General features: G+C 72.7%; 19 protein-coding genes and 3 pseudogenes. 10 read left to right on the forward strand and 12 right to left on the reverse strand.

Annotation, left to right across the window (positions count from 1 at the left end; genetic code table 11):
- Window positions 1-228: 228 nt before the first annotated feature.
- A complete protein-coding gene (locus tag P3T27_RS27150) occupies window positions 229-897 on the reverse strand; it encodes a class I SAM-dependent methyltransferase (RefSeq protein WP_280683031.1) in 669 nt (222 codons plus the stop codon).
- Window positions 898-1,031: 134 nt separating this feature from the next.
- On the opposite strand from P3T27_RS27150, the gene P3T27_RS27155 reads away from it, so the two are divergent.
- A complete protein-coding gene (locus P3T27_RS27155; RefSeq protein WP_280683033.1) occupies window positions 1,032-1,604 on the forward strand; it encodes a helix-turn-helix domain-containing protein in 573 nt (190 codons plus the stop codon).
- A 438-nt stretch (window positions 1,605-2,042) separates the two neighbouring features.
- Here the strand turns inward: P3T27_RS27155 and P3T27_RS27160 are convergent, their stop codons facing one another.
- Window positions 2,043-5,216 carry a cytochrome P450 gene (locus P3T27_RS27160; RefSeq protein ID WP_280683035.1) on the reverse strand — a complete coding sequence of 1,058 codons (3,174 nt, stop codon included), beginning with the start codon at window positions 5,214-5,216 and terminating at the stop codon, window positions 2,043-2,045.
- A gap of 197 nt (window positions 5,217-5,413) precedes the next feature.
- Here P3T27_RS27160 and P3T27_RS27165 point away from each other — a divergent pair, with 197 nt between their 5' ends.
- Window positions 5,414-6,100, forward strand: coding sequence for a PAS domain-containing protein (locus P3T27_RS27165; protein WP_280683037.1), 687 nt, complete (start codon window positions 5,414-5,416; stop codon window positions 6,098-6,100).
- A gap of 284 nt (window positions 6,101-6,384) precedes the next feature.
- A pseudogene (locus tag P3T27_RS27170) lies at window positions 6,385-6,489 on the forward strand (exodeoxyribonuclease III); the annotation flags it as partial.
- A 253-nt stretch (window positions 6,490-6,742) separates the two neighbouring features.
- Here P3T27_RS27170 and P3T27_RS27175 read toward each other — a convergent pair.
- Window positions 6,743-7,462, reverse strand: coding sequence for an alpha/beta hydrolase (locus P3T27_RS27175; RefSeq protein ID WP_280683039.1), 720 nt, complete (start codon window positions 7,460-7,462; stop codon window positions 6,743-6,745).
- 395 nt (window positions 7,463-7,857) lie between these two features.
- Between P3T27_RS27175 and P3T27_RS27180 the strand changes: the two genes are divergently transcribed.
- The gene (locus P3T27_RS27180) at window positions 7,858-8,589 is read left to right on the forward strand and encodes an SDR family oxidoreductase (RefSeq protein WP_280683041.1); all 732 of its coding nucleotides are present in this window, start codon (window positions 7,858-7,860) and stop codon (window positions 8,587-8,589) included.
- 534 nt (window positions 8,590-9,123) lie between these two features.
- On the opposite strand, the gene P3T27_RS27185 is transcribed toward P3T27_RS27180, so the two are convergent.
- The 5 genes from P3T27_RS27185 to P3T27_RS27205 all read right to left on the reverse strand — a co-directional run bounded on the left by P3T27_RS27185 (window position 9,124) and on the right by P3T27_RS27205 (window position 14,819).
- Entirely contained in the window at window positions 9,124-11,322 is a 2,199-nt protein-coding gene (locus P3T27_RS27185) for an NEW3 domain-containing protein (RefSeq protein WP_280683043.1), read from the reverse strand.
- A gap of 187 nt (window positions 11,323-11,509) precedes the next feature.
- A complete protein-coding gene (locus P3T27_RS27190) occupies window positions 11,510-12,424 on the reverse strand; it encodes a glutathione synthase (RefSeq protein WP_280683045.1) in 915 nt (304 codons plus the stop codon).
- Window positions 12,421-13,155, reverse strand: coding sequence for a hypothetical protein (locus P3T27_RS27195; RefSeq protein ID WP_280683048.1), 735 nt, complete (start codon window positions 13,153-13,155; stop codon window positions 12,421-12,423). Before P3T27_RS27195 ends, P3T27_RS27190 begins: the two co-directional genes overlap by 4 nt.
- Before the next feature lie 189 nt (window positions 13,156-13,344).
- A complete protein-coding gene (locus P3T27_RS27200) occupies window positions 13,345-14,094 on the reverse strand; it encodes a DUF4232 domain-containing protein (protein ID WP_280683050.1) in 750 nt (249 codons plus the stop codon).
- A 362-nt stretch (window positions 14,095-14,456) separates the two neighbouring features.
- Window positions 14,457-14,819, reverse strand: a complete 363-nt coding sequence (locus tag P3T27_RS27205; RefSeq protein WP_280683051.1) for a hypothetical protein — start codon at window positions 14,817-14,819, stop codon at window positions 14,457-14,459.
- A gap of 389 nt (window positions 14,820-15,208) precedes the next feature.
- Here P3T27_RS27205 and P3T27_RS27210 point away from each other — a divergent pair, with 389 nt between their 5' ends.
- The 3 genes from P3T27_RS27210 to P3T27_RS27220 all read left to right on the forward strand — a co-directional run bounded on the left by P3T27_RS27210 (window position 15,209) and on the right by P3T27_RS27220 (window position 18,630).
- A complete protein-coding gene (locus P3T27_RS27210; RefSeq protein WP_280683052.1) occupies window positions 15,209-15,976 on the forward strand; it encodes a serine/threonine protein kinase in 768 nt (255 codons plus the stop codon).
- Between the two features lie 12 nt (window positions 15,977-15,988).
- Window positions 15,989-17,341: a serine/threonine-protein kinase gene (locus P3T27_RS27215; RefSeq protein ID WP_280683054.1), complete on the forward strand. Its 1,353-nt coding sequence runs from the start codon at window positions 15,989-15,991 to the stop codon at window positions 17,339-17,341.
- A 218-nt stretch (window positions 17,342-17,559) separates the two neighbouring features.
- Window positions 17,560-18,630 (forward strand): BTAD domain-containing putative transcriptional regulator, encoded by a 1,071-nt coding sequence (locus tag P3T27_RS27220; RefSeq protein WP_280683056.1) that lies wholly within the window; start codon window positions 17,560-17,562, stop codon window positions 18,628-18,630.
- Between the two features lie 234 nt (window positions 18,631-18,864).
- Here P3T27_RS27220 and P3T27_RS27225 read toward each other — a convergent pair whose 3' ends face one another.
- Window positions 18,865-19,533, reverse strand: a complete 669-nt coding sequence (locus tag P3T27_RS27225; RefSeq protein WP_280683057.1) for a cutinase family protein — start codon at window positions 19,531-19,533, stop codon at window positions 18,865-18,867.
- Between the two features lie 261 nt (window positions 19,534-19,794).
- Between P3T27_RS27225 and P3T27_RS27230 the strand changes: the two genes are divergently transcribed.
- Window positions 19,795-21,042, forward strand: coding sequence for an acetylhydrolase (locus tag P3T27_RS27230; RefSeq protein ID WP_280683058.1), 1,248 nt, complete (start codon window positions 19,795-19,797; stop codon window positions 21,040-21,042).
- Between the two features lie 45 nt (window positions 21,043-21,087).
- Here P3T27_RS27230 and P3T27_RS27235 read toward each other — a convergent pair.
- A pseudogene (locus P3T27_RS27235) lies at window positions 21,088-21,573 on the reverse strand (TetR/AcrR family transcriptional regulator).
- A pseudogene (locus P3T27_RS27240) lies at window positions 21,570-21,728 on the reverse strand (DUF1304 family protein); the annotation flags it as partial. The pseudogenes P3T27_RS27235 and P3T27_RS27240, both read right to left, overlap by 4 nt.
- Window positions 21,729-21,779: 51 nt before the next feature.
- Here P3T27_RS27240 and P3T27_RS27245 point away from each other — a divergent pair.
- On the forward strand, window positions 21,780-24,542 hold the full coding sequence (locus P3T27_RS27245; RefSeq protein WP_280683060.1) for a BTAD domain-containing putative transcriptional regulator: 2,763 nt from the start codon (window positions 21,780-21,782) through the stop codon (window positions 24,540-24,542).
- On the opposite strand, the gene P3T27_RS27250 is transcribed toward P3T27_RS27245, so the two are convergent.
- A complete protein-coding gene (locus P3T27_RS27250) occupies window positions 24,539-25,120 on the reverse strand; it encodes a hypothetical protein (protein ID WP_280683063.1) in 582 nt (193 codons plus the stop codon). The genes P3T27_RS27245 and P3T27_RS27250 overlap by 4 nt on opposite strands.
- Before the next feature lie 211 nt (window positions 25,121-25,331).
- Between P3T27_RS27250 and P3T27_RS27255 the strand changes: the two genes are divergently transcribed.
- Window positions 25,332-25,613, forward strand: coding sequence for a hypothetical protein (locus P3T27_RS27255; protein WP_280683065.1), 282 nt, complete (start codon window positions 25,332-25,334; stop codon window positions 25,611-25,613).
- Window positions 25,614-25,629 lie beyond the last annotated feature (16 nt).

The raw sequence follows: 25,629 nt of genomic DNA on the forward strand, positions 1-25,629 counted from the left end.
CTCATCCGCATAGCGCATACCAACGGCATAGCGCGCAGATGACCGTCAGTCAGCTACACGAACAGGCCAATCACCCCGAAGCGCCGAAGTCAGTAGTGGTCGCCTCCGGAAGTCCTTCGGGGGTTGACTCCGGAGGCGGCGTCGGGTGGAGCTAGTCAGATGTCGGGGGCTGCGAGGTAGAGGGAGCAGACGCAGTCCAGGGCGTGCCGCCTCGGGGGCCTGGGGTCCTCAGACGGGGCGCTTGGCCATGACGACCACGCCCGGCCCGGTCTGCTCATCCGCAGGGAGCCGGAGTTCGGCGACCGGGTGTAGTCCGGCCTGCTCGATCAGGTCCACGAGCTGTTCCGGCCGCCACTTGTGCGTGGTCCAACGAACGGGCACTCCTCCGTAGGCCTCGGTGCGCACCACATCCTCGTCACCGACGTGTGTGGCGGCGATGAAGTGCCCGCCCGGCTTCAGGGCGTGCGCGAAATGGGCGAGGACCTGTGGAAGGACATCGCGGGGGAGGTTGAACAGTGACCACCACCCGAGCACGCCGCCGAGGGAGGCTTCACCGAGGTCGAGCTCGGTGGCGGAGGCGACGCTGAAGCGGCATTGCGGATGAAGACGGCGCGCGTTCTCGATCATGCGGGGAGAGAGGTCCACCCCGGATACGTCGAGCCCGCGTTCGGCGAGGTAACCGGTCACCGTGCCGGGGCCGCAACCGACGTCGAGGACGGGCCCGAGCTCGCCCACGCTGTCGGCGAAGGCGTCGATCGACGCCTTGAGCCAGGGATGGCGACGGATGTCACCCATGCCCGTCGTCACCACCATGTGGGCGTAGTTGTCGGCCACCTGGTCATAGGACTCACGGACGACGTCGAGATCGGCTGGGCGGTCAATATGGTGTGCGCGCATCAGTCAACAATAGGACGGTGGCCTTGTGGCATCCGGGGGCGTGGGTATGACGGTCATCCTGTCCGACGAGTCCCGGCACGGGCACGGCAGACTGCGGTCCCGGTGATCCACTTCTCCCGATCGGCCTGCTTGCCATGCCTGTTGCCCTCGCCCGTCCGATCGTCCTGACCAACGCTGAACGTGAGCGGTTGAAGAAGGCGGCCTACGGCCACAAGACCGCGTACCAGGTCCGGCAGCGGGCCGCGATCGTGCTGCACACAGCCCGCGGGCGCCCCAATGCGCACATCGCCCGCGAGACGGGCCTGCATCTGGACACCGTACGGACTTGGCGCAACCGCTTCGCCGACGGCCGGCTGCCAGCCCTGGCCGACCGCAGGCGCTCGGGGCGCCCGGCACGTTTCACCCCCGTGCAGGTCGCCGAGGCCAAGGCCCTGGCCTGCCAGCTCCCGGCCGAGACCGGGGTCCCGTTGTCGCGCTGGTCTTGCCCTGAGCTGGCCGCAGAGCTGACCGCGCACCAGATCACCGACAGCATCTCCGCGTCCACGGTGCGCCGCTGGTTGCGCCAGGACGCGCTCAAGCCCTGGCAGTACCGGTCCTGGATCTTCATCCGCGACCCGGACTTCGGCTCCGACCACGGCCGACTCACCCCGACACAAACAGTCACGCTCATCCGCGAAGCCATCCCACCCCTCAGCTCCTGGTACTGACCCCCGTCCACGGCGCTGTTTCGGCAGATGGACGGCGATCTACAAGGAGCACGGGACTGCCTGGAGGAGGCCGTCCGGCTGGAAGAGTAGCTGTGACCCACCGCCGCGCGCCACTGGCCTGCTGACACAGTGTGACGTCGTCAGGTGGCAGGCTGGGGGCATGTGCTTCCCTATCAAGTCAGCATGTTGGGCCGAGCTTGTCCCGAGCGGCTGGCCCAAACCGTGATCAGCAGGCATCTATGGAGCGGAGCCGCCCTCTGAACCTGCGGAGATGGTGCCCCAGTGTCGCCTTGCGACCGACCCGTACCTACTCGTCGGGCAGTTCGCCGGCGATAAGGGCTTGGCCCGACCATGCATGCGGGTGCCCTGGCCGACCCGGCCAGGGCACCCGGTTTCAGGGACCCGGGGCTCTGTCCTCGAACCCCTGAGCATCGGCCGTCAGCCGGCGTAAACGTCCTCGACGTACTTGCCCTGCCGGACCAGTTCTTGAAGCCACTTCCCAGCGGCAGCCTCGTCCGTGGCAGGCGTGTGGTCCAGGTAGAGTGCCTGGAAGGCACCGCGCACGCCGGGTGCCATCCGTGCGCCGTCCCCGCAGACGTACACCTCGGCCCCGGCCTGCAGCAGCTGCCACAGCTCCGCGCCCTCGGCCGCGATCCGGTGCTGCACGAAGCGCAGCCCGTTCACCGGGACCTCGCTGAACACCGGGCGCATCGAGACCGCCCCCGTCAGCTCGGCGGCGCGCAGCTCGTCCGCGTGCAGGTAGTCGGCGTCCGGGCGGTCGCAGCCGAAGTAGCACAGGGCGGGGGCCAGTTCCGCGCCGGAGGCGAGCAGTGCGCGGCGGTCCGCGATGGCGCCCCGGAACGGGGCCAGACCGGTGCCGGCGGCAATCATGATCACCGGGGTGCGGTGGTCGATCCGGGACGCCTCGCGGCACGGCTGGATCCGGGCGAAGACGGTGTCGCCGGGCCGGATCCGCCCGAGGTGGCCGGAGCCGGTACCCCGGTACGTGCCCCGGCCCGAGCGGGCGGGAGCCTCGAGCAGCGAGACCATCAGGTCGATCCGGCGCGGGGCGGTGGCCGGCGAGGATGACACCGAGTAGTGGCGCGGCCGGATCGGGGGCAGCAGTTCCAGAAGCACGGGCCAGGTCAGCGTCTCGCGCAGGGCGGGGTGGTCCTCGATGAGGTCGAGCAGTGTCCGGGGATCGTCGGCGGGGACGGCCCGCAGCGCGGCCCGCTCGGGCGGACAGGGGTTGAGCTCGGCCAGGGCGGCCAGCTGGTCGGCGGTCGGGCGGTCCTGCAGCTCGACGTGGTGGGTGAGCAACTCCCGTACGGTGAGCGGCCGGTCGACGGCCAGGCCGGTACTGCGGGGCGCGACGATGTTGAGCACGGTGCCCGGGTCGACGCCCAGCACCCGGGCGGCGCGTGCGACCAGAACGGGGTCGTTGGCGGGGAGCACGGTGAGGTGGTCGGCGGTGCGGTAGGTCTGGCCGTCCGGCAGCGCCAGCCGGACCAGGCGCTTGACCCTCGGGTAGGCCGGGTCGGTCAGGCTGTCGACCGAGCTGACGGTCATCGCGGTCATGCCGTGCCGGGCCGCCAGCGCGTCCAGCGGGCCGCCGGTGATCTCGGTGACCCGGTACCCTTCGGCCTCGGGTACGGCGGCGGTGCTGCCCGGCTCGCCGTGGCGCTCCAGCAGGACGGTGCGCAGCGCGGCGGTGAACGCCTTCACCGTGCCCGCCAGGTCGCCGGAGGCGTCCGCCTCGGCCCGCTCCAGCAGCCGGGTGCCGCCGAGGGCGGCCAACCGCTCGTCGATCAGGGTGGGGATGCGCTGGTAGGTGGCGGCCCAGTTGCGGTCGCCGACGCCGAGCACCGCGTAGCTCACCCCGTCCGTGGCGCCCTCGCTCGCGGTCTCCAGCCACCGGACGAAGTCCGCCGCGTCGTCGGTGGGCTGGCCGTTGTACGAGGCCGCGGTGATCACCACGGTCCGGTCGGTGGGCAGCGTGCCCGTGTGCGCGTCGAGCGGGGCGACGGCGGTGTCGCAGCCGAGTTCGGTGGCCGCGTCGGCGAGTTGCCGGGTGAACTCTCGGCAGGTGCCGTAGTTGGAGCCGTGCAGGAGCAGCAGTCCGGTGCCCTGGCGGACCCGGGCGGGCAGCGCGCCGTCGGTCGGTCCGGCCTGGGCGCTTGTGAGAGGGCGTACCACGGGCGTGCGTCGGGCCAGGGTGAGGGTGAAGTCGTCGGGCTTGATGGTGAGGGTCTGCTTGATGCTGAGCTGGTAGTCGGTGTGGTCGATCAGCCGGTAGCGGTGGGCCAGCATGGCGAGCAGCATGGTGGCCTCGTGCAGGGCGAACTGCCGTCCGATGCAGGCGCGTTCGCCGGTGCCGAAGGGCTTGAAGGCATGCAGGGAGCGGGCCGCTTCGACCTCCGGGTCGAACCGGGCGGGGTCGAACAGTTCCGGGTTGTCGCCCCAGACCGGGTCGCGGTGCAGCATCGGGGTCACCACCATCACGGGCTGTCCGGCGCGCAGCGGGATCCGGCCGCCGAGCAGGGTGTCTTCGTGGGCCCCCCGGTTGAACCCCGGAGCGGTCGGCCACAGGCGCAGCGACTCGAGGAGCACCTGGCGGGTGTAGCGCAGGCGGCCGATGTCCTCGTACGACGGTTCCGGATCGGCCTGGTCGCCCCACAGCCCGTCCACCTCCTGCTGGAGCAGCCGGAGCGCGGCCGGGTGCTTGGCCAGGTGGTACAGGGCGAAGGCGAGCATGCCGGAGGTGGTCTCATGGCCGGCGATCAGGAAGGTGATCACCTGCTTGCGGATGTTCTCCGCGTCCAGCGTGGTGTCGTCCACCGGGTGGGTGGCTTCGAGCATCAGACCAAGCAGGTCCTCGGCCCGGCCCCGCCCCTCCCCCTCGGCCCGGCCCCGCCCCTCCCCCTTGGTCCGGGCGGCGATCACCTCGTCGACCACCGAGGCGAGATAGTCGGCGTCGGCCCGGAACGCCTCGTCCCGCTCGGAGTAGTCGACGCCGGGGATCCGGACCATCCGGGTCATCGCCCATTCCAGGCAGCGCACCATGGCCTCGACGAACGGGTGCGGCTCGGCGCGCTCGAAGGAGCCGAAGTCGAAGCCGAACCCGGCCAGTCCGATGGTGTCCAGGGTCATTCGGGTCATGTCGCCGGACACGTCCACGGCCTCACCGGCGGCTGCCTGGCGGTCCCAGGACTCGATCAGGCGGCGGGCGACCCGCAGCATCACCGGGTGGTAGGTGCGCATCGAGCCGAGGGCGAAGGCCGGCATCAGGATGTCGTGGGCCTTGCGCCAGTTGGGCTCGTGGTTGTAGGCGGTGAACAGGCCGTCCCCGGTGAACTCCCGAACGTTCTGCTGGCCCAGCCCCACCGCCTTGGCGAACCGCTCCTCATCCGCCAGCTCGGTGACCAGGTCCAGGCTGCTGACCATCAGGACGTCGATCCCGTGCACGCGCAGGACGAAGGCCGGCCCGTACTGCCGGGCCAGCTCCATGGCGCGCAGCGTCGACATGGCGGCCGGGCCGGCCTCGGAGAGGTCCACCACGGGGATTGGGCCGTCGGTGCTGACGGCATGCGGGGGTAGCAGTGTCTCGGTCATGACGCGGGTTGCCTTCCGCAGTAGTGAATCGCCGGTGCCGCACGGACGGGTGGATCCGTCGGCGGCCGCTCTCCACTCTGGGCCTCCCAGGGCGGCTCTCCGACCCGCCGAACTATAAGATTGTCTAGTATCGGCAGCGGCTGCGATCTTGCCTTCACGACGTCAGATGTGGCATGCGCCACGGAGCGGAGTGCGTTGTGGATCACGATCTGACACCCAGGGCGGCGCTCCCGGACGACCCGCGCGAGCTCGCGATCCTCTGGCGCAACCGGTTCCTGCAGTTGTTCGACCACCTGCCGCTGCCGATCGCGGTGTGCGAGGCGGCCGGACACATCATGGTCGTCAATCGGGCAATGGGCACCGAACTGGGCGTACTGCCCGGGCAATTGAGCGGACGCAAGATCCTGGATCTGCTCCGGCCGCAGGGCAACAGGCCACTGCGCCCGGTGGTGGAGGCCGTCCGGCTGCACCGCCGCTCCCAGTACCCGATCGAGGTGCTGTGGACCGCCGCCGACGGCGCCGAACGCCAGGGCGAGCTGACCATCGAGCCGGTCAGCGACCTGCCGGACGAGGGACCGAAACTGCTGCTCTGGCTGCGCGTCCTGGAACGATCGACCGCCGCGCCGACCGCCCGTCCACCCGAGCGGGTCAGCCCGATCGAAGCACGCATCCTCGCCGCGGCGGCCCGGGGTGCCACCACGGCCCAGATCGCCGGGGAGGTCGGCCTGACCGCCGCCGGCGTCAACTACCACCTGACCAGCCTGACCCGCCGCTGGCACGTCCCCAACCGCACCGCCCTGGTGGCCTGCGCGTACATCACAGGTGTGCTCGCCCCGGACGTCTGGCCACCCAGCCCAAGTTCGGCCGACCTACCATCAGGATGACCGCGGACCCAAGGAACCCGGGCCGCACACGGCTGAGGTTCCGCTCCACCGGCAGCAGTGGCGCCTCGACTCGCCCGCACTGGTAGCTGTCGCCACGGCGGTAGCTGCGGAAGCGGAGCGGTGGCTTCGTCCACGGGATGCGACGGAACTTGAGCACGTCTTCGGGGCGCCTGAGAGGGCGTTAAGTCCGTTTCTGGTAGCGGCCTCGGCTGGGCTGGGTGAGGAAGCCTTGGCGGGTGAGGCGTCCCAGGCGGCTGCGGGTGACGTTCAGGGCCGGGGCGTCGGTGGGGGGCCAGGCCGTCGAAGCCTACGTCGAGCGCGCCGCCACCCACGCCGAACGCTGGAGCGACCACGCGCCCGTCACTGCGGCGTACGACCACGAGTCCTGACAGGACCTCCACTCGCGGAGCCCCCGGCGCACGCCGGGGGCCCTGCTCTCGGCGTCTCGGTGTCCATCCGCTTCCCGGGCTGCACTCGAAGCTCGGCAGCAATCGAACAGTTCATGGCGTCGGGCAGGGCGGGCCCCTGCCGAGTGGCAGGGGCCCGCGGTGTGAAGGGCTGCGGAGGGCCGGGACCTGTCCTCGACGGGCAGCATCCTGGCCGGCATCACCTACCGTCTGCTGACGGCCTGACGGCCCGGCCTCACTTCAGGTGCCGGTCGTAGAAGCGGCCCCCGTCCTCCAGCTCGAACCACGGGGTGCCGACGTGCCCGCCCATGTTGGCGTGCAGCGTCTTCTCCTTGCTGCCGAAGGCGTCGAACAGGTCCAGGGCTCGCTGCCGGGGGTTCCCTTCGTCGTCCCACTGCAGCAGGAACAGCAGCGGAATGGTGACCTGCCGGGCCTCCTCGCGCTGGGCACGGGGCACGTAACCCCCGGCGAAGAAGCCGGCGGCCGCGATGCGCGGCTCGACCACGGCCAGCCGAACGCCGACGGCGGTCCACCCCGAGTACCCCACCGGGCCGCCGATCTCGGGCAGCGAAAGGAGGGCGTCCAGGGTGGTCCGCCATTCCGGGACCGCCTTCTCGACCAGCGGGCCGATGAAGGACTCGAAGATCTCGTCGACCGGCTCGCCGGCCTGCATCGCCCGGCGGAGGTCCGCACGGGCCTGCTCGGCGGCGGCGGAACGGGGCCGGTCACCGCCCCCGGGGGCGTCGATGGCGGCCACCGCGTAGCCGTTCGCCGCGCAGTGCCGGGCCCGGGCGACCAGCCGGGGTTCCCCCTTGGGCAGGCCGTTGTTGTGGGCCATCAGGATCAGCGGAGCCGGTGCGGATCCAGGCGTCCACAGGGTGCCCGGGATCTCGCCGAGGGTGAATTCGCGTTCGAGAACGCCGTCATCGAGGCGCTGCTCGGAAGTGAACTGCATGGTCGTGCCTTTCGGGAGGGCTCTGGAACGGCGCTCCCGGACGACCTATCGCCCGACCGTGACCCCGGAGGGGAGCACCCATGTCGATACTGCGTTCACGGGTACCACCTCCTCGTTCTCTCGCACGGCCTCCGGAAACGTAGCAGTGGTCGCCGTGGTCCGCCAAACGGATTCCTGCGCGGGCTCCGTGGCCGGACGCCCCGGAGCCGGGAGCCGGAACACCACGCAGAGCCGCTCGGGGCAACCGACCGAACCACGCCGCCGGCGGTGCTGGATCCCGTACGGGCCGGGCACCGCTCGCCGAGACGGTCACGTTCGTCGAGGGTTGGCACTACAAGAGGGATAGCGCTGCAAGGCACATATTGGACACCAGTCGTCGAAAGAAGGTGCATGCCATGAAGGTCGCAGTCATCGGCGGAACCGGGCTGATCGGGTCACGGGTCGTGAAGAACCTGAACGCTGCCGGGCACCAGGCCGTACCGCACTCCCTGTCCACGGGCGTGGACATCATCACGGGCCGGGGGCTGGAGGCGGCCGTGGCGGGCGCCGACGTCGTCGTCAACCTGACGAATTCCCCGACCTTCGACGACGCCTCGCCCGCCTTCTTCCGGACCTCGATGGACAACCTGCTCGCCGCGAGCCGGAAGGGCGGGGTCGGGCACTTCGTCATCCTCTCGATCGTCGGCGTGGACCAGGTGCCCGATCTGGACTACTACCGGGCGAAGGTGCTTCAGGAGGAGATCCTCAAGGCCGGACCGATCCCGTACTCCATCGTCCGCGCCACGCAGTTCATGGAGTTCATGGACGCGACCCTGTCCATGACCGCCGACGGCGACACCATCCGCCTGCCGCGCACGCCGATCCAGCCGATCGCCGCCTCGGATGTGGCCGGCGCGGTCGCCGAAGTCGCCGCAGGCAGCCCGCTGAACGGCGTCGTCAACATCGCGGGTCCCGACGTCTACCCCCTCGACGAACTCGGCCGGCTCACCCTGACCGCCAAGGGCGACGGACGCCGGGTCGTCACCGATGACACCGCCGGCATGTTCGCCACCGCCCACGGCGACGTCCTCACCGCCCCGACCGATGCCCGCATCGCCCCCACCCACTACACCGACTGGCTCTCCTGAACCAGCCCCCTCCACCGCAGCCGCCGAGTCGGGGGTGGACCGGACGGACCAGGACCGACACCGCCGGGACGCCGTCAGAACTACGCCAACCAGGCAACGGCCGAACACGTGAACCTGCAACCCCGCCAACCCCATCCGGCCGGCCCCGGCGGCGCGCCGACGCTTCCCGCCCCGCCGCCGGTGCAAGGCCGACTCGCACCGGGCCTGCCACGGATCGGCCGACTCCTCCGTCAGAACGCCGAGATGTGCACGCGAGGCGCCCGTGAAGGCGGGACAGGGCCAGGCCGCACGGGCCCACTCCTCGGTCACACCCGAGGAACCCGTGCGGCCGCTGTTGCGTCACGCGATCACAGCGACAGTTTGAATCCGTCGTGGCTCGCGGTGAAGCCGAGCGAGCCGTAGAAACGGCGGGCCCGAGGGCCGGCCCCCGCCCCGGACCGCCGGACCCGATCAGGGGGAGGCCGACCAGCGGCGGACGGTGGCGATCAGCCGACGAGCGCGGCCGGCCCGGCCGGGCCGGCCGCTGGCGGGATGTCAGGGCTTGAAGGAGAGCGCGAAGAGGTGGATCGCCGGTGCGTTGGGCAGCGTGACGCTCTGCACGCTCTTGCCCGGGGTCAGCGGGACGGTGTTGGAGAACACCTTGTAGCTGATGCCGTAGTTGGCCGGTCCGCCCGGGGTGTTGCGGTGGTCGGTGGTGATCGCGGTCTGCGCGCCGTACGCGTTGTCGGGGGTGCAGCACCAGTTGGGGAAACCCAGGGTGTCCGTGGAGGTGGTTCCGTCGGTGTAGGTCACGGTGACGGGCCCGGAGGTCGCGCCGGTCTCCGCGCCGAGGAAGGCCAGTGCGCTGCCCTGGCCGGTGAGGGTGACGGCCTGACCCGAGGCGCTCACGTTGTCGGGGGTGCCGGGCGCCGAGGCGGGCCAGGTGAAGCTCAGGCCGTTGGCGGTGACGGTGGATCCGGGGCTCACCCCGACCTTGGCCAGCGCGTCGGCGGAGTAACTGTCACCGGTGGAGTCGAAGTCGCCCGGGGCGGGGTCGCTCTCCTTCGTCACGCCGACGTTGTTGAAGGCTGCCGCGAGGCCGGGGTAGGGGACGGTGGTGGTGAGCGTCAGCGGGCCGCTGACCGATCCGGCGCCGGCCGCGCCCGCGCGGTAGGTGGCGGTGGCGGTGATCGTGGAGACGGTGGTGCCGGGCGCGGCCTTGGGCGCGGTCACGGTGACGGTGGCCGAGGCACTGGCGCCGGGACGCACCCGCTTCAGGTCCGCGCTCGCGGGAGAGACCCGCCAGCCCTGGGGCGCCGTCACGGACAGCCGGGTGTCGGACAGGCCGGTGGAACCGAGGTCGGTGAGGCTGACCTGGTAGGTGCCGGGTGCAGCGGGAGTGCTGACGTCCTTCCAGGTGATCGCGGTGGCGGGCTGCACCTGGTCGGTGCCTCCGGCGCGGACCCGGTACAGCACCGTGGCGTGCGGCGGGACGTCGGCGGAGATGGTGCCGGTGCTCTGGGTGACGTTCTTGGTCACCAGGTCCTGGAGCCGGTACGAGGAGGCGTGGGCCAGGCCCGCGGCGGCGGCCGTGGTGGTGATCGTCTGCGCGGAGTCGGAGGAGTTGAACAGCGCCACGGCCCGGTCGCCGTTGGCCAGCGGCCGGGACAGGACGTGGTAGCCGCTGCCCTGCTGGACGATGCGGCCCTGGACGCCCAGCGCATCCTGGTCCACGGCGATCACGTCCGCGTTGCCGAGCACCGCCAGCGCGTCGGCGGACAGGTGGCTCAGGTCGGTGCTGGAGATCAGCGGCGCCGCCATCACCGACCACAGCGACATCTGGCTCTGGATCTCGTCACGGGTCAGGCCCGCGTCACCGGCGAGCAGGAAGTCGGGGTCGTTCCAGCGCCCGGGGCTCTGCAGGTCGGCCAGGCCGACGTTGTAGCCGTAGTTGTAGGTGATCGCGTTCCACTTCGCCGCGCCGCTCTCCTGGCCGAGCGCGGTGTCCGCGCCCTCGCGCCACAGGTTGCCGACCTGCGCCGACCAGCCGATGACGGTGCGCCAGTCGGCCCCGCCCTCGAAGTAGGCCGGGGCGGACACCGAGTAGACCATCGGGCGGCCGGTGTTCAGCATCGCCCGGCTCATCGCCGCGTAGGCGTCGTGGTAGGTCTGCTCGCTGGTCTGTCCCGCGATGTCGGGCACGTTGCAGCCGTCGAGTTTCACGTAGTCCACGCCCCAGGCGGCGAAGAGGTCGGCGTCCTGCTGCCAGTGGTTCAGGGAGCCGGGGTAGCCGCCGCAGGTGGCGGTGCCGGCGTCCTCGTAGATCCCGAACTTCAGCCCGAGCGCGTGGATCTGGGCGCCGACGTAGTCCATGCCGTGCGGGAACTTGACGGGGTCGGAGACCAGTGTGCCGGAGGCGTCGCGGCTGTGGGCCATCCAGCAGTCGTCGGTGGTGACGGTGTCGTAGCCCTTGGCGGCCAGACCGCTGCTGACCAGCGCGCGGGCGTTGTCGAGGATCACCTTCTCGTCGATGCCGCACTGGTAGTAGGACCAGTCGTTCCAGCCCATGGGCGGCGTCGGGGCGTAGTTCGGGTACTGGGCCGCCGCGCCGGCCGAGCCCGCGCTGGAGGCGACGGCTGGGGCAGGGGCGGCGGTGGCGGTGGGGGCCGTCACTAGCAGTCCTGCGGACGCGGTGGCGAGCGCGCAGGTGCCGGCGAGAGCAGCACGCAGTCGCCGGGCGATGGGGGGAGCCATGGGCAACCTCATAGTGTCGGTTGAGCCTCGGATGGAGCGGCCGGTCCGGACAGCCGAGAGCGTTTCTACGCTCTGCTGCTCACAGTTGACAATAGGTCAGTCAAAATAAGCAGAAATGAACATCCATGGACGGGCAAACACGCAGCCGAGCGCCGCGCGGTGACGCGGCTCGGGCTCAGCGACGGGCTCAGCGACGGGCGAGGGAGAGGGCGATGGCGCGGGCGATCGGCTGGCCCGTGCAGGACTCGAAGTAGCTGAAGGCCGGGCTGGGGTTGACCTCGAAGCAGTAGACCTCGCCGTCGTCGGCCAGCAACAGGTCGATGCCGGCGAGGGCCAGCCCGAGCCGTTCGGCCAGGAGCAGGCAGCGCTCGGCCAGGTCGTCGGGCAGCTGCCACGGGGAGAGGTCGGCCCGGCCGCCGTCGCGGTGGGCGTAGCGGTAGTCGACGCGGTCGGTCTCGATCCGGGTGGCGAACACCTCGCCGGGGACGGTGTGCACCCGGATGTCGGCGCCCTTGACGTACCGCTGGAACTGCACCGGGCAGGCGCGGATGAGCGGCAGCCGGTCGATCGCGGCGGCGTCGAGGGGCTGGACGATGGAGCGCAGGCAGCTGATCGACTCGTAGACCAGTTCGCCGTGGCGCGCCCGGAACTCGTGGACGAGCTCGGGGTCGTTGGTGACCAGGGTCTCCGGCACCCGGAATCCGGCCTCCCGGATGAGCTGCGCCTGATAGGGCTTGGACAGGTTCGACGCCATCGCCTCCGCCCGGTTCATCACGCACCCCGGGGCGAGGTCGATCCACATGCTCAGGGCCGCGTGCCAGGACCGGCAGTGCCGCTCGACGTCCCCGCCCGCGTCGCGCAGTTCGGGCAGGCGGCGCCAGTCCATCAGCCGGGAGTAGATGCCGGTCACCTCGGCGCAGTCGACGGATCGGCCGTTCAGGCCCAGCCGACCCCGGATCCCGGTGCCGCTGACCTCGATCTCGAACGGCAGGTCCGCGAAGCGTCGTTGGTGGAGGACGGTGTAGGGCAGTGCGAGGCCGTCGAGTTCGGCGGTGACCCGGGCGATCGGCGACTCGCTCGCGATGCCGCAGACGGTGATCACCGGAAGGCCGCCGGCAGCGCGGTGAGGCGGTCGAGCAGGCGGTCCAGGAACGCGTCACCGCCGAGGCGGAGGTCGGGCATCGGGTCCGCTCCCCCGAAGACCGTCCGGTGGCCGCCGTCGCGACGCAGGTCGATCCCCAGCAGGTCGGTCCCGGCGAGCCGCGCGAGCCGGACGCACGCCTGCGCGTACTCGTCCGGAACCCGCGCACCGAAGACCTGCTCGCCGAGCACCAGCACGCGGCCTTCGTCGGGCCCCGGCGGTGGCGGCTCCCGTTCCGAGCGGTTCGACAGTCGCACCGGCGCCGCCGGCAGCCCCGCCCGAGCCGCGAGCACGGTCCACTCCGCGGGCGGCCGCCACGCGCCCGAAAGTCCGGTCGCACAGGGGCGGTTGACCGCGACCGGGGCGAGGCACCCGAGCAGGCTGAGCAGGAGCGCGCCCAACTCCTCCCGCGCGTAGCCGGCGTCGGCCTCGGTGGCGAACGCGAGCGCCCCGACCCGGGCGTAGCCCGCCCGGTTGAGCACGCCGTCGACGTCGCGGCTGGCCAGGACGCGCCCGTCCGGCAGGTCGACCTCGAAGCTCGCGCCGGACTCGTCGACGCGGTGCACCGACCGTGCCGAGAAGAGCAGGTCCCCGGGGGAGAGCAGTTCCAGCGGGGCCAGTCCGCGCCGCCGCAGCCCCGCGTACGCCCACATCCCCGCGAGGTCGCCGGGGTCACAGAGCACGAGCCACATGGGGCGCCTACTCCCCGCTCGTCCGCTCGTCGGGGTCCTCGTCGCGCAGGGCGCTGTCCGACGGATCCCGGGTCCAGGACGCGCTCGCGACCTGCTGCCCGTTCTCGTCCGCGATGGCCGCCGTGGCCGGGCTCTGCGGGACGAGGGTGATCGGCCCCGTGCCCGCCCGGAGTTCGGCGGCCGGCGGGGCTACTTGCCGGCGGCCGCCATGGAGGCGACCGCTTCCGCCACGCTGGCCCGGTAGATGCCCATCTGGGGGTTCAGGACCCGCGCGTCGCCGTTGAGCGGGAAGTTCCGGGTGTTCGCGAGGGGCATGTTGGTGCCCTCGTCGTCGACCAGCACGTTGAGCTCGTTGATGCCGGGGGCGGTGCCGGTGGTGGCGCCGCTCGGGTCGAGGTCGATCACGGCGTAGGCGCTCTGGCCCGCCGGGACGGGGAACCGCAAGGTGCCGCTGGCGAGTATCGGCTTGATGTTGTTGCTCTGGTCGCGGGCGGTGGAGTTGCCCAGGTCGACCCCCGGGGTGGAGCTCAGACTGCAGGCGGTCGCACCGGTGTTGTGCACCTCGATCACCCGCTGGCTGGGTGCCCCGGCGCGTGCCGTCACGTGGATCGAGAGGTTGCCGATGTCGCACGGGTGGGCGCCGGCCGCGGCACTCCCGCCGTCGGGCCGGGCGCTGCTCGACGGGCTCGCGCCGGACGGCGTACGCGCCGCGTGCGGAGCGGTGGGCGATGCCGCTCCCGTGGCCGGCGCGCCCGCTGCGGAAGCACCGGCGGTCGGGCTGCCCGCCCGCGACGGCGCGGCGGCCACCGTGGCGGGCGAGGCGGCCGTCGTGCCGCCGGCCGAGTCGGCGTTGTCGGGCCCGCAGGCGGTCAATGCGAGCCCCGCCCCGGCCACGAGGACGGCGGAGACGAGCAGCGGGCGACGACGGCGGACGGACATGGTGGCTCCTCGGTGGCGGTGTGTGCTGACTGCGTGGACACACCAGAGGACGGTCGGCCGACGGCTTTCGGTGGCAGGCGTGGCGTCACAATCGTCAGGACAACATGAGGATCGGACTGTGACATTCAGTCAGGTGCTGCGGGGTTGACACGGCGCACTCCGGGCTCGCCACCCTGCCCACGCCCTAGGGGCCGTCCCGGACGGGCAGTTGCGCTCGACCGGGCTCTGCGGCGGGAGGGTTTCTGCGGGGAAGACGGGCGCCCCGTGGCGGCTCGGGCGAACCCGGAGCCGCCACGGGGCGGGCCCTGCCGATCGTCACCGGACCGGCGCGGTCCCCGGCCGGTGCGACCGGAGAGCGGTGCTCAGTTGAGGACCAGGACGTCGGTGCGCATCCGCAGCGGGCTGCTCCAGCCGATGTTGATCTTGAACGTCACCACGCCGTTGCCGGGGGCGATGCTCGACACCTGGAAGGGCGCCGCGCCGACGAACCGGTTCCCGTTGCCGTCGATCTCGGAGGCCGTGATGACGACCGTCGAGTCGATCCCGATGGCGTTCCAGGCGATCTGGAGGTTGAACGTCCCGTTCCCCGGGGTCCACGTCCACCAACCCCGCCACACGGCGCCGACGTTGCCGCCGATCGCCGCGAGGCTCTGGTCCCGTTCGGCGGCCTGCGAACTGTTCGCGATCCGCGGCACCTCGGTGCTGGAAGATTCGGCTGCAGTCATGACGACTCCCCTCGCCCCGGGAGAGCTCCCACGAACTCCCCGAATACGTTGAGTGTCCGACAATGTGCGCAGAGTAACAATCACTCGTTCGAGTGAACTCCGGCGCGTCGCCACGCCATCCACGCGACCACCGACCACGGTGCCCGAGCCGGCCATCGCCGCTGAAGGACCGGGCCGGTACCGCGTGGTCCCGCACCCCCTGCTTCGGCCCCTGTTGACGGCGCATCGGCTCCCACTGCCGGCACGCCCCGCGCGACCGCGCCCCGGTTTCCCCGTCAAGTGGCCTGCGCCACCGTACGGTTTATCGTCATGCGCAAAGAGGTAGCGTTCGTCCGTCTGGCAACGGTCGGCACGCGAAACGGGGGAGCGGTGCGCGGGACGGAGGAACGGTGAGCGGGATTCTCGTCCACCTGCCGGAGGGGAACGGCGAGGACGCGGTGACCTTGCGGCTCGGCCCGGGAGAGCGGGCGCGCTTCGGCCGCGGCTCCGCCGGCACGCCGGTGGAGCTCCGACTCGGCGACGAGACGGTCTCCCGGCTCGCCGGCGAGATCCACGCGACCGACGACCACTGGCAGTTGAGCAACCTCAGCAGCACCCACGCCTACCTGGTGGAGAACCCGGAGGGTGCCGGCGAGTACCTGCGGGTGCCGCCGCGGCGGATCGGCGCACCGATCCCGTTCGAGTTCTCCCGGGTGGTGCTGCCCTCGCGGCGTGAAACGCCGCTGTCCTTCCAGGTGTTCGCACCCGACCACGTCTACCTGGACCCGCACGCCCGCGGCGCCGGCTCCTGGGAGAGCCGCACCATGACGGCGTACTCGCTGGACGAGACCGCCACCTACTTCCTGGTCCTGGTCGCGCTCTGTGAACCGTGGCTGCGCGACCGCTCCCCCGCCGCCGTGCCCACCACCCCCCAGGTGGTCGCGCGGCTGCGTGGCCACCCCGCCTGCGCCCGGCTCACCGCCCGCGCGGTCAGCTCGCACCTCGACTACCTCGCCGACGAGAAACTCCGTATCGACATGCCCGGCGACGCGGGCCGCGCGGACCGCCGCAACGGCAAACGCGAGGCCGTCGTCGGAATCGCCCTGAAGTTCGGCATCGTCCGCGAGGAGCACCTCGCGCTCCTGCCGCGCCCCGAAGCCGCCGAGCCCGGACGATAGGGAGAGGCTCCGATGGTGCACGATCTGGCCTTCTGTGGGGACGGCGAGGAGCTGCTGCCGCCCGGCCACCGGGTCGGCGAGTGGACCGTCACCGGGCCCATCGGCGAGGGCGGTTGGGCGACCGTCTACGCCGCCCGCCGGGCCGAGGGCACTGCTGGTTCGGACGGCGCCGACGGGGTGGACGACACGATCGCCCTCAAGGTGCTGCCGACCGCCGGACTCGCCCCCCGCCAGGCCCGCCAGGTCGCCGAAGCCGCCCACCGTGAAGCCGAGTTGGCCCGCACCGCCCCGCACCCCCGGCTGGTCCGCCTGCTCGACACCCTCACCCTGGCCGCCCCCGACCGCCCCGCGCTCGACGGCTCGATCGTCCTGGTCATGGAGCGCGCCCGGTGCACCCTGCGCGACCTGCTCGCCACCGGCGTCGACGAGGCCCGGGGCGCCCGGATCATCGCCGGCATCTGCGAGGGCCTGGCCCACCTGCACCGCTCCGGCTGGGTCCACACCGACCTCAAACCCGAGAACGTCCTCATCGGCCGGGACGGCGAGGTCCGCCTCTCCGACTTCGGCCTCGCCATCGAACTCACCGGCACCCACGGCCACTGCGCGCCCATGGGCACCCCCGACTACCTCCCGCCGGAGCGCTGGAAGGCACCGCTCGGCGAACACGGCGTCAAGATCCGCACCACCGCCGACATCTGGGCGCTCGGCATCGTGATCCACGAGGTGTTCGCCGCCGGCGTCCCGCCCTTCCCCGGCGCCACCCCCACCGCCCGCAACGCCGCCGCCCAGCAGTACGCCGAAGGCCGCGCCGCCCTGCGCCTGGCCCCCGCCGTCCCCCCGTTCTGGCGCGCCCTCGCCGCCGACTGCCTCGCCCCCACCCACGCCGCCCGCGCCCCGCACACCGCCGAAAGCCTGCTCGCCCGGATCCGCGCCCACCAGTCCGGCCGCCGCCCACGCCGGCCACGGCCGCGCACCGCCCTGCTCGCCCTCGCCGCCTGCGCCACGGCCGCCGTCACCGCCACCGCCCTCTGGCCGCGCCCCGACCCGGCCGCACACCCCGCCCGCATCCGGGTCTTCAACGCCGAACGCGGCTGCCAGGACCGCACCGACCGCGATCCCCGGTGCAGCCTCGGTCTCGCCGTCGACCCCCTGCGTCCCTACACCGCCGAGAACGTCATCCCCACGCGCGTCTGGAACAACGACACCCTCGACGCCGACTGCCAACTCCCCACCGGCCTGCCCGTCATCAACGAGGAAGACCTCACCTCCACCGTCTGGTACCGCATCCACCTCCCCGGCCCCACCACCGCCTGGCTCCCCGCCGTCCGCACCAAGGACCGCCCCACCCTCCTCCGCTGCCCCTGACCGGCACGGGGAACTCCCGGGTGGACCGGAGTCAGTGGACCGTCCGGGGGCGAGGATCACAGCGTCGTACCGGGTGTTGCTCACAGGCGCGCGCCGGTCCATCGGGGACCGTCGCGCGTGCTACTCCGGATCGTTCCGGATTCCCTGCCCGGCGCTCCCCTCACTACCTTGTCGACGGCGTCCGCCAGACCGGCCGGCCCAGAGCACAGGGAGCAGCGATGCCGACGACCGCCACCACCAGCCGGCCGAGCGTCGCCGTGCTCGGGCATCAAGAGCGCAAGGTGCTCCACGCGGTCGGCTGCGGCCTGCGGGACGACGAGATCGCCGCCGCCCTTGCCGTCTCCGAGGACGCCGTGGCCGGACACCTCGCGCGAATCCTCGTGAAACTCGGGCTGCGCGACCGGGCCGCCGCCATCGTCCACGCCTTCGACTGCGGACTGGTCGCCCCCGGCTGCGGCCCCCGTACGCAGGTGGCGAGCCCGGTGCCGCGCAGCGCCGCCGACCGAGCGGCCGGACCGAAGGTGCAGATCTCCGTGCTCGGACCGCTGCGGGCATGGCAGGACGGGCGGTCCCTGGACCTGGGGCATCTGCGCCAGCAGGCCGTACTGGCGGTGCTGGCGCTGCGCGGGGGGCGCACCGTCAGCCAGCAGGAACTGCTCGACGGGGCATGGGGGTTGGAGCAGCCGGTCACGAACGTGGTGCCGGTCCACATCTACCGGCTGCGCAAGATCCTGCGCATCGGGGACAGCCCGGACTCGGTGATCGAGCACGACCGGTGTGGCTACCGGCTGGTCTCCGGCGCGGCCGAAGTGGACCTGGCGCGCATGGAGAACCTGGTCGCCGACGCCGGGACGGCCCATCGGGCGGGCGACCCGACCGAGGCGGTCCGCCTCTGTTCCCAGGCGCTGGACCTGTTTCGCGGGGAGCTCCTGGCCGGCCTGCCCGGCCCGCTCGCCGAGCTGGAGCGGCTGCGGCTCGCCGAGCGCAGGATCGCCGTCGCACAACGGAAGGTGGAATGGCAGCTGCGGCTGGGCCAGTACTCCGAGGCGATCGCCGAGTTGTTCGCCCTGTCCGCGGAGCACCCCCTGAACGAGCTGGTGGCCGCGCTGCTGATGCGTGCGCTGTACCGCAGCGGCCGACAGGCGGACGCCTTGGCCGTGTTCGACCGCGCCCGCCGCCGTCTGGCCGACGACCTGGGGGTTCCTCCGAGTCGGATGCTGCGGCGGACGCACCAGATGATTCTGCGCGGGGACGAAGCCGGCCTCGGCCTCACCGGAGCCACCCGGTGACCGGGCCGACAGCCGTCGGGGCACGCCGGAGACCATGGTCGGAGTTCCGGCGTGCCCGCACGTTGAACGCGGTCACATGAGGGAGGGCCGACGACACCCCGATGAAGAGACCGCGATCACACGTCATCCCGAGCGGCGCAAACAGATCACCACCTGTCGGTGGCCGGATGGTCCCGGCCACTGACAGGTGGTGAAGGGGTTCGGCCACGGACTCGGCCGACCGGCGTTCCGTGGTTACCAGGGGTACCAGGCGCCGTTGTACCACTGCTCGTTGGCACTGTCGTTGTGGTGATCCATGTTGAAGTCTTCGGGGTAGTTCTTGACGTGGTTGTTCGGGTAGGTCCAGATACCGGCGGACTCGTCGCAGACGTAGTCCCAGTGGCAGATCGTCTTGACGGGCACGTTGCCGAAGAACCTGTCGGCACCGGCGAGCGGAGCGCCGATGATGCCGCCGAACGGCACCGCTCCGCCATTGGCACCGGGAGGGCCCTGGCGCTTGGGGTCCGCGACGAGGATGGCGTTGACGTTGTCGAAGGTCTGCCAGTTCTCGGTGACCCAGACGTGCACCACCCCGGCCCCCAGGGAGTACCCGGCCATCTTGACGTGCTGGCCGGGGCACGCGGCGCGCTGGTCGCGGACCAGCCGGTTCAGCTCGTTGACGCCTGCCCGCGTGCTCGCACCGTTGGGAATCTGGGTGGGATAGCCGACGTGCTGCTGGATGTTGCCGTAGAAGCCGTCGTTGTTCCACGAGCTGCCGGTGCCCCCGACAACGATCGTGTAGGTGCCCTCGCACGGAGCAGCCACGCGTGTGGTGGCCCCCTGTGCCGTGGCCCCCTGTGCCGCTGTCAGCCCGACCGTCAGCAGAAGTCCGGCTGACGCGGCCGCGATCCTTCGTGCTCGCATTCGATCCTCCCCACGCAGTTGGCCCACGCGTCCGCGCTCCGATGCGGTACGCGGTCGGCCAAGGTCACAGGACGACAGTGACAGCGACCGATGACAACCCGATGAAGTCCACCGTCCAGGCCGGCCGGCTGCACGACGCCGTCGCCTGGCGCGGCGACGGCATCATCCCGGGGATGTAAACCCCTGGGCCAATGCGCGCGACCGGGAGATCAATCGGTGGGCCGATGTGTCCGACTGACGGTGCGTGACACCGTTCCGGGCATGGACACCACCACGTTCACCACCCCGTCCGCCGGACTGAGCCGTCGTCACATGCTGGGCTCCGCACTGGCCTTGGGCGTCGCCACCCCGCTCGGCCTGGCCACCACCGCCCGGGCGGCGGCGCCGACCGCACCCTCCGCCGGGGACGGAGGCACCGCTCCCGCCCCCGGGCGGCTCACCCTGCCCGAACCCACCGGTCCGCACCCGGTCGGCACCGTCGCCCTGCACCTGCGCGACACCTCCCGCCCGGACCCGATCGCCGGCGCCGGCCACTACCGCGAGCTGATGGCGAGCGTCTGGTACCCCGCCCGGAACGCCGATGACCGCCCGCTCGCCCCCTGGATGGCCGACGGCGCCCTGCGCGCCTTCCTGGACGACGCCGGCTTCCCGCTCCCGCTCTCCCTCGCCCCGCTCACCTCGGGCCACCTGAGCGCGCCCGTCCACCGCTTCGGCCACCGCCTGCCCGTCGTCGTCTACTCGCACGGTGCGGGCAGCCACCGGGGCGACCACACGATCGTCGTCCAGGAACTCGCCAGCCGCGGCTACGTCGTGGTCACCGTCGACCACACCTACGACGGCGTCACCCAGTTCCCCGACGGCCGCGTCGTCACCCGGGCCGACGTGGACCGCGACCACATCCTCTCCCCGCACGACTACGCCGCCGACCTGCTCTTCATACTCGACCGCGTCCAGGACCTCGCTGCCGGGCGCAACCCCGACGTCGACGGCCAGGCCCTCCCCGACGGCCTGCTCGGCGCCCTGGACCCGCTCGACATCGGCATGTTCGGCTGGTCGAAGGGCGGCACCGCCACCGCCCTCGCCATGGTCGCCGACCCCCGGGTCCGCGCCGGACTGAGCCTCGACGGCCCGATGCAGTGCCGGCCGGCCATCACCACCGACCTGGACCGGCCGTTCCTGATGATGACCGCCGCCTTCACCCGGGCCCAGGACCCGGCGGCCGCCGAGTTCTGGACCCACCTGCGCGGCTGGCGGCGCACCATCCAGGCCGACGGCGCCGTTCACTCCTCGTACGGCGACAACATGACGCTGATCCCGCAGGCGGCGAAGCTGCTCGGGATCAGCGACCAGCAGGTCCAGCAGATGGTCGGCACCCTCGACCCGGCCCGCGGCGTGCTCATCCAGCAGGCCTACCCGGCAGCCTTCTTCGACCTCCACCTGCGCCACCGCCGCGGGAACCTCCTCGACGGGCCGTCACCCCGGTTCCCCGAGGTCGCGTTCCTGCCGTGAGCCCGCCGGGCGGCCGCCACGGGGGTGCGGCCGCCCACCCGGCGCTCAGAGCTGCGGCGTGCGGTGAAGGGAGATCAGCAGCCGCCAGACCTGGTGGGCGATCCGCTCCGGGCCCGCCTCGATCCGGCCGTGCAGTCAGTCCCCGAGCCCGCCGGTGAAGGCGCCGGCCACGGCGGCGGCCACCAGATCCGGTTCCGGGGCCCCCGCGAGAGCCCGCTCGGTACGGCTGCGCTCGCGCAGGTCGCGGGTGAGCACCAGGCCCAGCGGGCCTCCGCCGCCCGGGGCCAGCAGGGCACGGTAGAGCGGGGCGTGCGGGGCCAGTTCGGCGAAGAACCCGGTGAACACGGGCGGCGGGACGGCCGGGTCGGGCACGCCGCGCCAGGCGTGCAGGGCGTCCACGGCCGCGCGGACGACGTCGGCGCAGGCGTCCACCGCGAGCGCCTCCGGGTCTGCGTAGTGCACGTAGAAGGTGGCCCGGGTGCGTTCGGCCCTCGGGTCCTGGGCAGCCCTGGGCTCCCGGGCGGCGCTCATCCGGCGAGCAGGACGGCGCCGAGCGCGAGCGCCCCGGGCAGCGCCTGGGCCACCAGGATGCGGCAGTTCGCGGTCGCGCCGCCGTACAGGCCGGCCACGACCACGCAGACCAGGAAGAAGAGCTGCGCCTGGTGGCCGGTCGAGCCGCCGGCGACCGGTAAGGTGCACGCCCGGGGGCCGAGAACGGATCAGACCACAGGAGCGCCGTGCGGATTCTGCTGCTGGGACCGTTGGAGCTGCGGACCCCCGGGGGCACCACCGTCCACATCGGAGGCGCCCGGCGCCGCGCCGTTCTGACGGCGCTCGCCCTGGACGCCAACCGCGTCGTCCCGGTCGAGCGGCTGCTCGACCTGGCCTGGGACCACGCCCCACCGCCCACCGCGCGCGCCGCGCTGCAGGGCCACATCGCCAAGCTGCGCACCCTGCTCGACGACGGCCTGCTCCTGGAGACCCGTGCCCCGGGCTACGTGCTGCGCGCCGATCCGGACCTGATCGACGCCCACCGGCTGAGCCGCCTGCTCGACCGCGCCCGCACCGAGCCCGTCGACGGGACGGCCGTACCGCTGCTGCGCGAGGCCGTCGCGCTCCGACGGGGCCCCGCACTCGACGACTGCGGGTCCACCGCGCTGCGCGACGGCGCCGCGGCCCGGCTGGAGACCCTGCGGGTCGAGGCCCTGGAGCAGCTCGCCGAACGGCTGCTGCGCACCGGGCAGGGCGGAACGGTGACCGCCGCCCTCACCGAGGCGGTGGCCGAGCATCCGCTGCGCGAGTCGCTGGTCCGGCTCGCCATGCTCTGCCTGCACCAGGAGGGCCGGCCCGCCGAGGCCGTCGCCGTGTTCGAGGCGACCCGCCGGAGGCTGGCCGAGGAGACCGGGATCGACCCCGGCACCGGCCTCCGGGAGGCGCTCGACCGGATCCGGTCCGACGCCGCGGCCCGGCCCCCGGCCGCCCCGGCCCGGCTGCCGCGCGAGCCCGGCCGATTCGTCGGACGGGAGGTCGAACTCGCCTGGCTGGGCGAGCAGAGCGGCACGCGGGGCAACCTGGGCGCCGCTGCCGGCGGCGATCGGCGGCTGCTCCTGGTGACCGGCCCGGCCGGGGTCGGCAAGACGGCGCTCGTGCTGCGCTGGGCGCACCGGAACGCCGCTGCGTTCCCGGACGGACGGATCGGCGTCAACCTCCGGGGCTTCGACGAGACCGAGCCGCTGAGTCCGGAGCAGGCGCTCGCCGAACTGCTGCGGGCGCTCGGCACCGAGGACGCCGCCCTCCCGGCCCGCTGGGAGGAGCTGACCGAGGCGTACCGGACGCTGTTGGCCGGCCGCCGGGTGCTGCTCGTGCTGGAGAACGCGCGGGACACCGAACAGGTGCTCCCGCTGCTGCCGACCGAGCCGGGCTGCGTCGTCGTGGTGACCAGCCGACACCGGCTCACCGGGTTGCTGGAGGTCGGGGGTGCACGGGCGCTGTCCCTGGAGTCGCTCGACGCGCAGGAGGCCTTCGGTGTGCTGGCCGGGGTCACCGGCCGACCGCGCCTGGAGGCCGAACGGGAGGCGGCGGAGCGGGTGGTCGAGCTGTGCGAGGGGCTGCCGCTCGCGCTGCGGATCGCCGGCTCGCGACTGGCGACCCGGCCGCACTGGCGGGTCGCCACCCTGGCCGGCGAGCTCTCCGACGAGCGCTCCCGACTGGCTGCGCTGGCCACCCAGGGCGCACTGAGCGTCGCGGCGGCCCTGGAACTGACGGTCCGCACGCTGCCGGAGCCGGCCGTCGAGCTGTTCCGGTTGCTCGGCGTCCACCCGGGCCAACAGGTCGACACCGCCGCGGCGGCCTCGCTGGCCGGGACCGACCGACGGGCGGCCGCCGCCTGGCTGGAGCTGCTGCACCTGGCGCACCTGATCGAGGAGAGCGCACCGGGCCGCTTCGAACGCCATAACCTGATCCGGCTGCACGCCCGGCACGCCGCCGAGGAACTCCCGGCCGCCACCCGGGCGGCAGCCCTGACCAGGCTCGTCGACCACTACCTCGCCGCGACCGCCGCCGGGCTCGTCCTCGCCCGGCCGGAGGCCCGCCACCACCGGCCCGCCCACCGGCCGACCGGGGGCGCGCCCGGGTTCGGGACCTCCGCGGACGCGCTGGCCTGGTTCCGGACCGAGGAGCCGACCGTCCGCGCCCTGATCTCGCTGGCCCACCGGTGGGGAGCCCACGAACACGGCTGCCGAATGGTCGAGAACGCCGGCTACCTCTACCTCGACGCCGGCCTGTTCCACGCCTGGGAGGAGGCGGCGCGGCAGGCGCTCACCGCCGCCGAGGCCGCCGGCACCGCCTCGAACTGGCCGCACCTGTACTCCAACCACAGCCTGTCGCTGGGCTGGCTGGGCCGACGGTCGGAGGCCCTGGAACAGTCCGAGCGCGCCGTCGCCGCCGCCGACCCGGAGAGCCTCCCGGTCCTGAGACACCGCTACCTCAGCATGCGGACGAGCTTCGCGGACGACTACGACGAGCCCGGGAGGGCCCTGGAGGGAGTCACCGAGGCGGTGGCCCACGCTCGGGCCCACGGCGACCCCCGGCTGCTGTCCCAGGCACTCAACAACCTGGCGCACACCCTGTTCAGGGCGGACCGGGCCGCAGAGGCGCTGGATCCGATCGAGGAGTCGCTGGCCCTGCTGGCCGGGCGCGAGTCGGATCCGTACCTGGTGATCTCGACCAAGACCCACGCCCAGGTCCTGCGCGCGCTGGGGCGGTCGGACGAGGCCGTGGCGCAGATCCACCGGGTGCTGGAACTCGGCCGGGCCCAGGGCAACCAGGCCCACGCGGAGTTCGACTTCGCCGACTTCATCGGGCAGGTGATGTACGACCGGGGGCTCCGGGCCGAGGCACGCCGGCACTGGGAGCGGGCCCTGGAACTGGCCGCCGAGCAGGGCCGGATGACCCGCCAGGTGGAACGGGTGCAGACCCGGCTGGCGCGCTGCTTCCCCTAGCGGCTCCACGAGGTGGTCGCACGGCTCGCGCCTCCCGTGCCGGTGACCCGGCCGCCCGGGGCGGCGGGCCGCAGGAAGTCGGACTCGGAGCCCGAGGTGCTCGTCCGCACGCCCGGGGTCGTGGCACCGCTCGCCGGTCCGGCCGTCGTACGCGGCGCGGCCGGGCCGGCCGACCTCGCCGGCGTCTGGTGCGCGGCGGTGGTCCGGCGCGCGGTGGGGGCGGCGGTCGAGGCCGAGGGCTTGTCACCGTCCGGCGCGACCCGCTCGATCCGCAGCTCCAGGTTGCGGCCCTGGCGGTCGCCGGCCCGGTCGCGGTTGCGGCTGTGCACGACCTGCGTCGACACGCCCCTGATCTCCTGCCACCGGCCCTGGACGGCACGGATGTTGGGGCACCACTCACCCTGGAGGTGGTGCTCCAGTTCGAGCTGCCAGCTCTGCGCGTCGACGAGGTGGACGGCGCCGACCTCGCCGGGGATCTCCACCGGAGCGGCGCCCCGGACGGTCACCACCGCCCGCTGCGGATACTGCCCCTCCACCGCCGTCACCGTGATCCGGCTCGGCCCCTGGTACCAGGCCATCGCTGTCCTCCCGCGTCCGTCCTCGTGCCGGCTGCCGACCGGCCTCAGCCAGTAGCACGGACGGCGCACGCTCCGGGGTTCGACCTGCCCCGATCCGTTCTGAACCCGTGACGCACGGCATCCGTACAACGGGGCGAATCCCGGCCCGCACACACCGTTGCGGCCGTCCGCGTCCGGCCCGAACCGGCATCAGCTCCTGGGAGAGACGATCGTGACCAGCACGGCGACACGGCGGCGGACCACCCTGCGCTGCGCCGCGGCGACCCTCGGCCTCGTCACGGCCGGGGCCCTCGCGGTGCGCGTCCCACCGCCCACGCGCGACCCGGTGCGGGCGCACCAGTCGCACCAGGCGGAGCCGGCGCGGCCGGCGGTGGCGTACGACCCCGACCTGCGGCCGTCGGACACCTCGCGCAGCGGGGTCCGGCTGTTCCTGCCCGGGGCCGGTGCCCCGGCCGACCTCACGCTCCTGGCCGACGGGCAGGGCCTCCGGTGACCGAGCGGCAGGGCGG

This window comes from Kitasatospora sp. MAA19 (assembly GCF_029894125.1).
In the GTDB taxonomy this organism is placed as follows: domain Bacteria; phylum Actinomycetota; class Actinomycetes; order Streptomycetales; family Streptomycetaceae; genus Kitasatospora.